The organism is Siphonobacter sp. SORGH_AS_0500 (genome assembly GCF_002838835.1).
GTDB lineage: Bacteria > Bacteroidota > Bacteroidia > Cytophagales > Spirosomataceae > Siphonobacter.
In genome coordinates, this window is record NZ_NHPP01000029.1 from 33191 (window position 1) to 46238 (window position 13048).

Below are 13048 nucleotides of genomic sequence, written 5' to 3' on the forward strand. Positions count from 1 at the left end.
ATGAAGTTGGAGAGCGATCTAATTTGTGGATCCCAAAAGAATTTCTTATCTATTATAAGTTTACATAAATTTATGGTAACAAACTAATTTTAAATAATAGACATATAATAGTTACTTGTGGGAACTCACGTCAACAGAGCAATCGCTATGAATACGACCTCCCGTTACTCATTCCTTGCCTGTATCCCTTAAAGTACAGGTCGATGGCTCTGTTCCAAAAATTCATCAGCGGAAAAACCTACTAAAGCAGTTTTGCTGATCTAGTTCTATTTATAAATGCAGAGCCAAAAATCAGCAGAACGTAGATGCTCTTTACAGGCTGTGCTAGAAATGACTCAACCACTCTTGGTTAGCCATTAATTAGGTCTAAGTTTTTAAGTATAGATCGACTTCGTGAAAAAAGCCGAGCGTATAGCACGAATCACTGGTCTGTTTTAACCATCAACTGGTTTGCTTCATGCTTATAAACACCTTTTTTTTGTAAGCATATTGGTTAAACTTGTAAATCTATCTATGGCTTTTAATGAAATCATTCCTCCTCATACTCCCGATAATTTTTATTTTTTCAACCTGTAACAGCGATAATGAAAACAGTTATTCCCCAAAAGTAAGGATTGTAAAAAGCGAAGGCAAGTACATTTTATATCGAGATGGGAAACCATTTACAATCAAAGGAGCGGCAGGCTACTCGCACTTCAGTGAGCTAAGAAAAGCGGGCGGCAATGCTATCCGAATCTGGGATACCCTACATTTAGCTACTATTCTGGATAGTGCATGGGCCAATAACCTGTCCGTTATTGTAGGGCTTCCCATTCCTGACAATAAAGACTACATGATTTATTATGATAATCCGGATAAAGTTGCTTCTCAACTTAAAGCCTATAAGACCATCGTTAATACGTTCAAGGCTCACCCGGCAGTTTTAATGTGGTGCGTTGGCAATGAGTTGACGTTTCCTTATGGGCCTGCTTATAATAATTTTTATAAGGCATTTAATGAGTTAGTCGAAATGATTCATCAGGACGATCCCGATCATCCGGTTACTACGACTATTTTGAATTTTAATGAAAAATACATCTTTAACCTATCTATTCGTTGCCGTATTGATCTTATTTCGTTTAACATTTTCAGCTTAATCAATAAATTAAGGGATGATTTAAACGCTTTTTCTTGGTTTTGGGATGGCCCCTATTTATTGACGGAATGGGGCGTAGATGGCCCTTGGTCTGGTACTGAACAAACGGCCTGGGGGGCCTATATTGAAAATACAAGCACTAAGAAAGCTGAAATTGTCCTGAATCGATATCGACAATTTATGCCTGTCGACGACCCACGTTTTCTAGGTGCTTTTGTGTTTTTTTGGGGACAGAAGCAGGAAACGACACCCACCTGGTTTAGCCTATTTGATGAAACGGGTGCCCGCTCGGAACTGGTGAACACTATGCACACTATATGGACCAGAAAACCTGCCCTCTACCAGGTGCCAGCCGTCAAATATATGCTGGTCGATCAAAAAGGAGCCCGGGATAATATTCTTTTAAATCCCAACCAACCCGTATCGGCCGAAGTGCTGATGGAGTCGCTAACCGACACCATAAAGGCCGTTAAATGGCAAATTTTTAACGAAGATTGGTACGCCGAAACGTATCGGAATGCCCCAGCAAAACCAACCCCACTTTCCCTGTTTACAGCCCAAAGTCGCTTAAAAGCGACCTTTGTGGCACCTTCCAAAGAAGGGCCCTATCGCCTGTTTGCGACGATTTACAATCATAATGGAAGTTATGCAACCTGTAATACGCCATTTTATGTGGTAGGCAAACCATGAAACCAATGCTTTCGGCTAAACCTCCTTCCCGAAAAGAACGAGTTACTTTTCGCCTGATGATTTTACTAGGTCTGATAAGTATGTTCTTCTTTTGGGAGCGGATGCTAGACGAGGGGACCCAAAGCCACAGCCTTCTATATGGATTACTCATGGTTGCCCTTGGTTTTAGCTGCTTGAAGATTCTCCATGAATGGTATCACTATTTCAGTATAACGGTGCCGAAAGCCCCGGCTTCAACGCAGGTTTATACAGTGGATATTTTTACCACCTTCTGTGCCGGAGAACCGTATGAGATGATTGTCGAAACGTTGACGGCCATTCAGGACATCTCGTATCCACATACAACCTATCTGTGCGACGAAGCCGATGACCCCTATCTAAAAAAAGTATGTCATCAATTAGGGGTCCATCATATAACCAGGACCGAAAAAAACGATGCCAAAGCGGGTAATATCAACAACGCACTCAAACAATCATCGGGCGACTTATGTGTGATCTTGGACCCCGACCACGTTCCTTTTTCCCATTTTCTGGACCCGATCGTTCCCCATTTTAATGATCCCCAGATCGGTTACGTTCAGATCGTGCAGGCCTATAAAAACCACGACGATAGTTTGATTGCGAAAGGTGCAGCCCAGCAAACCTACCAGTTTTATGGGCCGATGATGATGACGATGAATCGATACGGAACCGTGCCAGCTATTGGTGCTAACTGCACGTTTCGACGTTCTGCACTGGAATCTATTGGCGGGCACGCAGCTGGATTGGCTGAAGACATGCATACTTCCATGCAATTACATGCCAAGGGCTGGAAGTCCGTTTACGTTCCGGCCGTTTTGGCTCGGGGTCTTGTGCCTTCCACCCTTTCGGCTTATTACAAGCAGCAATTGAAATGGTCGAGAGGTGTTTTCGAGTTGCTGGTCAGCACCTACCCCAGGCTTTTTAAGCAGTTTACCTGGCAACAGAAGTTGCATTACGGTGTTATTCCGCTACACTATGCTTCCGGCTTTGTTTATCTGATCAATTTTGCCATACCCATCCTGGCCCTGCTGTTTGGACTTAGCCCAGTCCATATCGACTTCGCCCATTTCGGTTTGATCGCCTTACCATTCATTTCGGCGGTTATTCTCATTCGACACTTCGCTCAGTGGTGGGTTATGGAAGACCAAGAAAGGGGATTTCACGTGGTCGGCGGCTTATTAATGATTGGCACCTGGTGGGTGTTTATAGTCGGCTTCGTCTACACAATTATCCGAAAAAAAGTCCCCTACATTCCCACGCCCAAAGATAACCGGGAGGCTGATAACTGGCGGTTGAATATCCCCAACCTGGTCGTGATTGGGCTTTCGATGGTTGCCTGCACATACGGATTATACCGGGACTGGAATCCTTATAATCTGATTATGGCCAATTTTGCTGGTTTAAACGCATGTATACTGGGCTTTACCATATTGGCCAGTCGAGAACAACAGTTCGGTAGAGTTGTCAATCATTTTCCCTGGCTAGCTGAATTAACAAGCAGCCTCAAAACGCTTAAGATTAACTTTTGGCTTGTTCGACGCCGGATCTACACGGCTGTGCGGAGTACCGCTTCTTTACTTACCATTAGTCTATTGAGTTGGATTACCTATATAAGCTATCTGGGCGAGAACGAGAATTGGCTTCCCTCTCCTACGAATCAGTTTCGATTAGATCCCGTTTTGTCCCAAAAGCTACGAACTATTTCCCGTTTGTTCGACCAGGAACAATCTACCCAACCAGTTCCTTTCACGATTGCTCCCTTGTCCATTACCTGGGGAAACATCTCGAAAAGCGTTGTGCCATTCGCAAGTCTGGACTCAATTTACCAGCTGGGTTCCATTCCGATGATTACCTGGACGCCTATCGTAAACAAATCCGATGTAGCCAATCCGCAAAGAGCTACTGCCATTGTTGAGTCTGTCCTGCGTGGTGATTATGACGCCGATCTACGTCGCTTTTCACAGCAGATTATTGCACTGAAACGTCCGATCTGCCTTAGCCTTGTCCCTGATATAGACATGAATACGGCTTCCTTTGAGGCAAAAACATTTAGAGACTATTGGCAATACGTACACGATTATTTCACCCGACAGGGAGTATATAATGCCATCTGGGTATGGGATCTTGGGAAAGCAAACCGTTTGAATACGTATTTTCCTGGCAAATCCTACGTGGATTGGATCTCTGTGACAAACTTCTCGGCCGGATTGTCATCTAAACTACCTTACCGCCCCATCGATCAACATCCTCTTTTCCGGTCCAGAATCCCTATTGTGTTTATCAGTTCGGGAACTATTTCATCAGCGAATAATCGAAGCGAAGGCTCGGTCACCGCTTTAACCGCTTCGAAGAGCAACTATCCCGCTATGAACAGTTACCTGATTGTGCATCAACCAGGTCCTCACAAATCGGAAGCACCAAAGTCAGCCGAAATACCTAAGCTCATGCTACTAGCTCAGCCGTATACGGATTCAACGAGTGTAAAGCCGAAAAACTTTGTAGGATCCCCTATAGGTGTCAGCTATAAAAAAGGACAGAATTGGACGAAAAGTCTTCAGGCTTTCACCCAAAAAGAGCTTATGGCTGATTTCGAAGCCATGAAGCAGGTTGGCCTTAACACCATCCGACGGTATGGCCCTACTATTTATGACTATAACATCCTAAAGGCAGCTCAATCCTCTGGTCTCAAAATTCAATATAGTTACTGGATTCCGGAATTGGTCAACTTCCGACAAGATCAAGCTCGGTTGACTACCTTGAGTCAGCAGATTCTAAGCAGCGTAAACGACCTGAAAGAAAAAGAGACCATTGTATCCTGGCACCTGGGCAACGCTATTCTACAGAAATTAAGTCAGCAGTATGCCAAACCCGAATTGCTTTATCAACAAGACGCGTATTTGAGTTGGCTCAGAAAACTAGTTATCGCCATTAAGCAAATAGATCCGGCTCGACCGGTAACGGTTGATGTAGAAGTCAATGAAACGCTTGCCCAAACAATTGAAATACTCCATCGGGTGATTCCTGAAATCGACTCCTATGGATTACTTGTGGAGGGACAAATGACGGTAGATCAGCGTCGGATAATCAGGCAAACAAGGCTTCCTTATTTTTTTAGTTCTATTAGCGTTTCATCGTATGCAGAGTTCAGATCCCTAAAGACCCCTGTTTTTTTTCCAACTGGCAGGATGAGCAACTGGTTGACCAAGTTAGTTTTAACGGCCTTAGGGATCATCGGGGCCGGAATAAGTTTTCCCTTTTGCAGTTGCGTCAGCTCCGAAAGGGAATACCCTTACTCGATTCACAGCCCACGGTAAAAATCCTGAGGCCAGCACTAGCTACCGAACCCAATACGCTACTATCTTACCATGTCCTGTTAAATACTGGAGGTAAATGGAGGTTGGCCAGCGATACGCCATCCACTTATTCCTTTGAATGGAAACTAGTTAAGCTTGATCCATTGGGTAAGCCGATTGCTATTCAGGCTAAAGGTAATGGTCCAATCCTTACCCTGAGTATTCCCCCCAATCCATCCTCTTACCGATTGATGCTATACGTATTATCCGGGTCGGATGTAGTCAATGTGGTAACATCTTCACTTAATACGCCCTTGTTGTAGGTATATCCAGAAATATCCAGTTCGTCGCTTAAAAACGCTCTTTTTGAACTATACTTGTAAAAGGCTCTTTCGAGCCTTTTACTATTTTGTACAACTACAAACGTCCATTTGCTTGTGTACATCTTAACAAAGCTATAAGGGTCATTTGTAAAAGGTTATAACCGAATTATTACTACACACAAATTCAAGATTATAAACGTAACAACTCAAAATATGCCCGGTTATTCCCCGCCTATGACGACAAAGGATTTTGGGGCCAGTTCAATAAACCATAATTCAAATTAAGCAATTATTGCAGATGCCTTCAAAGTCCAGTCATACGTATAGGTACATTCTCAGTAATCAATACACCAACTTTGTTCTTACGCTTTTCAAGAAAAAAGGATATACTCCTTTTGAGTTCAAAAATGGAAGTGCTCATAGTTTGCAAATCATATTCACACACACTTTTTGCTTTATTTTATATTATCCTATTAATATTATATTTAAATATAAAAGCACCTAATCTGCTGTAAATGAGCATATTTTAACAATCCACTTGGCTATATCTATAGAGCCTCCGTCTCCCCAGAAAAGCCCTTCGAGAAAATCTCGAAGGGCTTTTCTGGGTATTCCTGTTTTGGGAATTGTTGGTAATGCTTCGATCAGTCCCACCAGTAACATCAAAAATTATTTATTTAAAACAGAACAGGTTTTGTTCTTGTGCATGTTTCTTTTTCATTTGGCTCCTTCCCTGATTTCTCCACCTATCTCTGTCAACAATTTTGATTCAAAAAGCTAGATGAATTTTCAATGAATCTCGCTAAGGGGATTAACGCTGGAGGTTTGCAGATTCAACTTAATATCAGCATAATACTGTTCAATTAAGACGATTGGCTGAATTCATCTATCATCTTGCGTTAACGAGCAAGGGCATCTATCTACATGAATGTAAAGTAGCCGTATGAATCGCATTAAACGGGTACCTTTTATTCCTGATCGCCAAATTTTGTAAATATCCTTGAGTATACTATCTTTTGGTTAATATGTATCATTTGGAATGAAAAGTAACGCTACAGAACATGTGATGAACCTGAAAAAACACAAGCCTTCTTACAATCTAACTTTTACGATCAAACGGTTTGCTTATATAGCGTGCCTAATGTACCTCATGGGCATGACTCATTCTCTGAAAACATATGCAACTCATCTTGGAAAGCCTAAAATCCAACCAGATTCACTATCAATTCAAGATGAACGTGATCACATTTTTTCACTCCTTGCTTATGCATTAGTTTATCAAGACTGGCAAGGGGAACAAGTGCCCCGGGAAAAAAGAAGAGGATATAACATTGGAGCTTTGCTAGTGAATGAGCAAAATGAACCCTTAGCCTATAACTTAAATTGTATTACTTCTACTAACAATTCAACCCAACATGCAGAGATTCGCATGATCACAAAATATTTGGAAGGCAGTCATCAATACAATTTAAGAAACTGCACGGTATATACTACATTGGAACCCTGTGCAATGTGTGCAGGAATGATTCTAATGACAGCTACCAAGCGGGTTGTTTACGGACAACACGATATCGAATTTTCAAAAGCATTTGAACGCCTAGCTGCAGATCACCGGGCAAGCGGAGGACTTGGCCCCTACCCTAGAACTGTTCAGGTCTCTCCTTCCAGCATTCCTCTATGTCAGCAACTCGATCGTCAATATGAAACCTTTCTTCAATCAGATGCTGAAAAAGTACTAGCTAAGTTCTTAGCGTCCGAATCGGCGAAAAGCATCTATCAATCAGCTCATCCTTTACTAGAACAATTTAATGTACTGCACCCCGAAAATATAGGAATTAAACGAGTGGCTCTGGCCTTCTACCAGAAGATTTTGCATTCGATAGATAAATAAGACATCCTATTTTATAATGTAATAAGCTACGACAAGGATGTTATATCTACAATCAAAAAACGAATTCAATATTCTCCTTTTCCAAACGTATGAATAGGTTTTAAGACTGCTAAGTTATTTTCCAATACCTTCTGGCTGGCATACTCAATTTTTGACGTGGTAGGTAAATTAGCTGTACTTGATTTATTTTCAATATTCTATCTGGCAAATTCGACTGCTTTACCCAACTTGGTATCCTGTTAACACTAGGGTTCGTATACCTTATTCTCATATAAAATGGACCAGTCAGCTACTTCATCAATCATTAATTGCCCCATTTCATCAAGTTGCTCGAGAAGTTTGATAAAAAAACAACCCTGTTCTATACTCGAAAGTTTCGGGAAACAATCCTTAAGGCGTTCGATGGCTAAAACCTGGTTCTGGTAACGCGTACTAAGCTTTTTACCATCCTGATGAAAATTTATAGCGATTAAAATAATAACAACTGCAGGTAAAAAAGTGGCAATTCCCAGCAAAGGTGGACCAAATATTTCTGCGAGTATAGAACTTACTTCTCCAAACCAATGGAAATGCTCTGCCGTTTCCAATAGTATCTCAAAGCTAACAACTCCCAAAACCGTTTTACTTAGAAACTCAGAAGCTTTTTCAATTTTGTGAAAAATCTGGCTATACCTATTCGAAACCTTCATATAATAATTAATTTGTTCTTGATACCACCAATGTTTAATATTATCTGAATAATCAATTACATCCTTAGAGCTTAATTCAAGTGTGTAAGAGAGGGTTACTTTAAACACCGAAAGTATATCCTGATATTTTTTTCCGCCGGATTTTTCCTCAACTGGGTCTCGTCGTGCTTACCAATAGTTGGGTTTATAGGATTAAATAGTCCACCAATAACAGAATATTGGTTAAATTTCAAACGCTCGGAAAGATAGCGATATTGAATGGCTAAAGCGTTGTAATTGTCTTATTAGATTCGCGTGTATTTATAATAATTATTGATAAAATAGCAATTTTAATCAAGCCCAAAACAATCAAAGGCCAGTAAATATGATGCCAATATCTTAGAGAATAGATATAATACATCATTGCTAATACTGCTACACAAACAGCTGCCATAGCTGCGATATAATTTAGCATATAGCTCCCTCGATAATGTATTTGAAAACGATTTGCGTTCTCACTAATAGGCCTACGTATATCCTCAATAGCATCATATATTATTTTTAATTTTTCCAAAATAGGCTGTCTGAAATTGGGATCAAATCGGGGCTTTTCTCTATAAAATAATCTTTCAAATACATTCCAAGCTTGCTTTCTGCACTTAAATAAAAGTCCACCACTTGGTTTAATTAAGTAAACATCTGAATCATATTCTGGTCTTATACGCCTCTCAAACCACTTTACCAATTCTTCAACAGTAACAGCGTGCTTATTTAGATTTGAATCATCTTTTAACAGAAATTCATCCACGTGTTGAAATAAGTAAAATTGATGCTCTTGTAGATCGTAGAAAATTACAGGCTTAGCAAGCTTTAAAGCTACAATCACATTTTCCAACGTACCCCCTCCGTTGATGTTTTCACTTCTAGTAGAAGCAGCGATGAAAACATCCGCAAATCGTGCCAAGACCTGCCCTTGTTGTCTGTACGCTTTTACCCTTGCTTCCTTTCCCTCTGCACCCTTGACATAATGGCCATCCAAATGCAATTTCTGCTCGAGACGTTGATAAAGTGCCTCATAAGCAATCAGATCATCCATGGTATCAACGTAATCTGACTGTTGAAAGGGAAACACTCCACCAGTAGACCACAAGTTTTGCGTATTATTAAACGGAGCTTTTAAGACCAGACTAGTAGCAATTTGATCTGCTCCGTCAGCACAACCTGTTAATAGTTGAAAATGAACGCTATTAACCGCTTGATCTAACTTTTGAAATAAAGTTTCCAGTTCGGGCTCAAGTCGATTAAGTTGTTCGTATTTCCTTTTTCCGGAAAAGGAAAGGGTAACATTTTTAGTTATGTTCGTATACATAGGTTTCTAAGCTTACACTTGGGAAGATTTAACACCGAAATCTTTTAATAAGGCTGGTAATTCATCAATTCTGGCAAAGTGCAATTTAGTTTTTTGGTACCCTTCCCCTTCTCTGTTGACATGGAATAAAATACCTTGCTGAACTCGGTCTAACAATAGTTCACTATGTTGTTGTAATAGAGCATCATTTTTCCTTTTTACTATATTCTCTTTATACGTAGGATTTAAACTAAAGCGATCCTTCATAGTAACTAATTTAGGAGATATCTTTAAGGGGTAAATTGTTCTAGGTAAATCGAGAACAATTCCATCAACATGATAGATAAATGCCATTCCTTTCCCATCCTCTGGATCGCTTAGTCGTTCTTCTTTGACTTGATACCCTGCCTCTGTCAGCACATCGGCCATACGTTTCTGGTCTTGTGCATAAGTGTTTAATACGCTATCGGGGCGAACAATAACCAATTGTTTAATCTTATCAGGGTGTTTGGTAATAAACAGGCCATCCCGAAGAAGACGCCCCACAAAATTATAATAATAGCCAGTTGCTAGACCCACAGCTGCACTAATGTCGACAATAGGTAATCCTTTATAAAACTGTGTGATCCGATTATTGCTAAAATTGGTATCGTTATGAATATCAAGAAATATAAAAAGTGGCCCACGGAGATTCCTTTTAAGATCGTCTTCTTTAGGAGAATATCTGTAGATTTTGTAGTTACGAAAATAAAATTGTTGTTCTGTTCCTTCCTCACTCATCATGATACACGGTAAGCCTAATGCGTGTACTAAACCTAGTTCATAATAAACATTAGCACTTGGTGCTCCTTTGGAACTGCCTTTAGGAGTTAGGTTGATTATGACCAGATCAGCAATATCTAATTTCTCTAGAATACCATCAACAATTTCTGTATTATGAAAAGCAGTAGGAACATGTACTTCTGTAGTCATTACGCCAGCATCTAGCAATAGTTCTTTGGCTCGATCTTCTTCTAAAAGTTCCCTAACAACAATACCTAATTCAGTCGTTGAGACATTAATATCATTAGTATTACCCATCGAACCTAGAACCAAAATATCCAGGCGTGCGTCCTCAAAGTAATTTTTCCTATTCATAGGTGATGAGAGTATAATTAGAGGCATGAGAAAAATTCAATTAAAACAACCTAATTTATGAGTACCAGAAAGTTTCAGCCTGATTGATATTCAATTCTCACGCTTTTGCTATCTAATATACTTTTCATCTACTGTATTAAACAAATCAATCAGCAGAGCTTTACTATATGCAAAATAGAAATCCATTTCCAATTTTACTAATTATAAAGCTCAGAAATAAATAAGCTATTCATTTTTAAATCAGGACAAATTTAGTGAATCAAATAGCTCTATTGCATAGCTCTGGAAACACACATTCTCGACCTAAACAGCCTTCTCTATGGGCCGACATACACAATGTAAGTACCTTTTATTGGGTAATTCCACGGTTATGATTGCAATCATAGGCAGGTTTTACCCAGTCTATACTACCAAAGAGCCATGCAACAAAGCCGAATTAAATTAGAAATTGTAATAAATTTTATTAATAGTATAACCTATTGATTAATGTTATTTAGTTTATCAATTTCAAGTTAAATATTATTTCCCTATAAATTGTAAATAACAGACTACATTCATATAGCAGTATGATTTGATTTTACTTAGGCCAGTAGAAATATATTTACACTTACGTATACATCCAAGAGTATTACTGCACCGCTCCAATCATATTCTGCTCATTCCGGGCACCTCCAGTGTAAAGCACCTGGAAGAAAATATGGCCGCGGGAGAGATTTCATTAACCGATCAGGAAATGGAAATGCTTAACCGCATCGCTGAATGAACCGTTTCTGATCTGCCCTAAAACGCCAAGAGGAATCCAGACTGGATTCCTCTTTGTATTGCTTATCAAGTAGTAATCAACTATTGAATTTTCTTTACCCGCACGGCGGATGGTCCCTTGGCCGTATTTTCAATCTGAAATTCTACGCGGTCTTCCATTTCTACGGTTCCTTTCACCTGCAAAATGTGTAAGAAAATGCTTTCCTGAGTCTGGTCATCTTTGATGAATCCATAACCTTTGGCAGCATTAAAGAATGACACAACGCCAGAGTGGATTACTGGATCGTCAGTCACGGGGCCTTTTACCGTAAATTCCCGGGGGGCTTTTGTCTTACGTAACTCAGGGGGCACACTGGTAAGATTGCCGTTTTCGTCAACGTAAACGAATAACTCCTCAACGGTTTTACCCTTGCTGGAATTTTCTTTACGCTGCTCTTTGCGGAGCTCTTTCTCCTGTTTTTTCTGAATTTTTTTCTTGGTGGTTTCTTTCTTACCGAATGTCTCCTTGGCTCTACCCATTAATACGAATTTAGATTTAAGATGATATAACGTTGTAGCACCGACTGTTGAAATAACTGATAAAAGGCTTTGCGGAAGAACAAAAGAATAGCCTAAAATGAAGATCAAGAAGTGCTCTACTTCGTGTAGTAATAGCAAAACTACAATTTTTTACTGATAGTTCCTAAACAGCTCTCCGATCTCTGAAAAGCTTTCCTGACTGATTTTCAAATAAAAAGACTTAATAAGCGGGATTATCCGATTAGTAATCGTACCTTTCCGACTCAATAAAATACAATGCAAGAAGGAACCATTAAGTTTTTCAATGAAACCAAAGGATTTGGTTTTATTACTCCAAAAGATGGAGGTGAAGACGTTTTCGTACATACTACCGGTCTGCGTGATCAAGTTCGTGAAAACGACGTTGTTACTTACGAAGTAACCATGGGAAAAAAAGGATTGAACGCGATTAACGTACAGGTTATCTAAATATCCGTCCTGATTTTAACAGCAAAGAGGTTCGAATGCACGTTCGAACCTCTTTGTGTTTTACAGCCTTCCAGCTTCCAATAGTACAATTTCATCAGCCAAACTTCTGAAAAGACGTAGTTTTCATTTATTTGGTAATCGCAGCAAGTTCTCTAAAATCACTTGCTTTCGTTTTGGCTTTCCCCCCAAGTTTCTAAACAGTGATACTCTCCATACATTCGCTTGTCTGAAAAGAACAGCTCTCCTACTAGTTATTGAATTACTCCCAAACTGGCTACTGACCATTTCATGGTAGTAATCGGAAAATACTGGCCTTATGCCTCACACGTTAGTTTAAACTAATTCTAAGTTAACTTATTCATTGTTAATCATTTATCAACTGAACTAGAAGAACCAATTTTTGTAAAAATGACACGCATAATGGTTCAACGGTTAAATCCTACCAAACAACGTATAAAGTCTACAGTTCATAGAAAAGCGAAGTCTATGTTCAGGCTTCACTGTACTTTTGAATCATCAAACGGTTTAGACACATAGGTTTAGAGGTTAACGGGAAACTCCTTCGTGATTCATGAAGGAGTTTTTTTATGCCAAGCCTCAAGGCTCAAAAGCTCAGTCAAACCGAATAATCATTGGTTATTGCGTCTTTTGAGCCTTGAGACCTGATTTCCTTGCCTCTTAGAAAGATTCAATTTTACTCTTCCCATTTTGGGAAAGGATCCCGAAAACGAACACCTGCTTCCATTTGCCGAATTTCTGCCGCGGTGCAAAGGCAGCTTTCCAGCTCCCGGAT

Annotated in this window: 10 protein-coding genes; 5 read left to right on the top strand and 5 right to left on the bottom strand. The window is 39.9% G+C overall.

What is annotated here, in order from left to right:
- Positions 1 to 523 precede the first annotated feature (523 nt).
- Positions 524 to 1825 (top strand): glycoside hydrolase family 2 TIM barrel-domain containing protein, encoded by a 1302-nt coding sequence (locus BWI96_RS21070; protein WP_157830480.1) that lies wholly within the window; start codon positions 524 to 526, stop codon positions 1823 to 1825.
- On the top strand, positions 1822 to 5160 hold the full coding sequence (locus tag BWI96_RS21075) for a glycosyltransferase family 2 protein (protein ID WP_106638471.1): 3339 nt from the start codon (positions 1822 to 1824) through the stop codon (positions 5158 to 5160). Before BWI96_RS21070 ends, BWI96_RS21075 begins: the two co-directional genes overlap by 4 nt.
- A gap of 220 nt (positions 5161 to 5380) precedes the next feature.
- Here BWI96_RS21075 and BWI96_RS21775 read toward each other — a convergent pair whose 3' ends face one another.
- A complete protein-coding gene (locus BWI96_RS21775) occupies positions 5381 to 5584 on the bottom strand; it encodes a hypothetical protein (RefSeq protein ID WP_157830481.1) in 204 nt (67 codons plus the stop codon).
- A gap of 917 nt (positions 5585 to 6501) precedes the next feature.
- On the opposite strand from BWI96_RS21775, the gene BWI96_RS21080 reads away from it, so the two are divergent.
- Positions 6502 to 7353, top strand: a complete 852-nt coding sequence (locus BWI96_RS21080) for a nucleoside deaminase (RefSeq protein ID WP_106638472.1) — start codon at positions 6502 to 6504, stop codon at positions 7351 to 7353.
- 245 nt (positions 7354 to 7598) lie between these two features.
- Here the strand turns inward: BWI96_RS21080 and BWI96_RS21085 are convergent, their stop codons facing one another.
- The 3 genes from BWI96_RS21085 to BWI96_RS21095 all read right to left on the bottom strand — a co-directional run bounded on the left by BWI96_RS21085 (position 7599) and on the right by BWI96_RS21095 (position 10506).
- The gene (locus BWI96_RS21085) at positions 7599 to 8150 is read right to left on the bottom strand and encodes a hypothetical protein (RefSeq protein ID WP_106638473.1); all 552 of its coding nucleotides are present in this window, start codon (positions 8148 to 8150) and stop codon (positions 7599 to 7601) included.
- A 154-nt stretch (positions 8151 to 8304) separates the two neighbouring features.
- Positions 8305 to 9390 (bottom strand): hypothetical protein, encoded by a 1086-nt coding sequence (locus BWI96_RS21090; protein WP_106638474.1) that lies wholly within the window; start codon positions 9388 to 9390, stop codon positions 8305 to 8307.
- Between the two features lie 12 nt (positions 9391 to 9402).
- Positions 9403 to 10506: an STING domain-containing protein gene (locus BWI96_RS21095; RefSeq protein ID WP_106638475.1), complete on the bottom strand. Its 1104-nt coding sequence runs from the start codon at positions 10504 to 10506 to the stop codon at positions 9403 to 9405.
- Positions 10507 to 11077: 571 nt separating this feature from the next.
- Between BWI96_RS21095 and BWI96_RS21780 the strand changes: the two genes are divergently transcribed.
- Complete coding sequence (locus BWI96_RS21780; RefSeq protein WP_157830482.1) at positions 11078 to 11269, top strand: aldo/keto reductase; 192 nt, start codon at positions 11078 to 11080, stop codon at positions 11267 to 11269.
- A gap of 80 nt (positions 11270 to 11349) precedes the next feature.
- Here the strand turns inward: BWI96_RS21780 and BWI96_RS21100 are convergent, their stop codons facing one another.
- Positions 11350 to 11787: a cold-shock protein gene (locus BWI96_RS21100; RefSeq protein WP_106638476.1), complete on the bottom strand. Its 438-nt coding sequence runs from the start codon at positions 11785 to 11787 to the stop codon at positions 11350 to 11352.
- A gap of 276 nt (positions 11788 to 12063) precedes the next feature.
- Between BWI96_RS21100 and BWI96_RS21105 the strand changes: the two genes are divergently transcribed.
- A complete protein-coding gene (locus BWI96_RS21105) occupies positions 12064 to 12255 on the top strand; it encodes a cold-shock protein (protein ID WP_106638477.1) in 192 nt (63 codons plus the stop codon).
- Positions 12256 to 13048 lie beyond the last annotated feature (793 nt).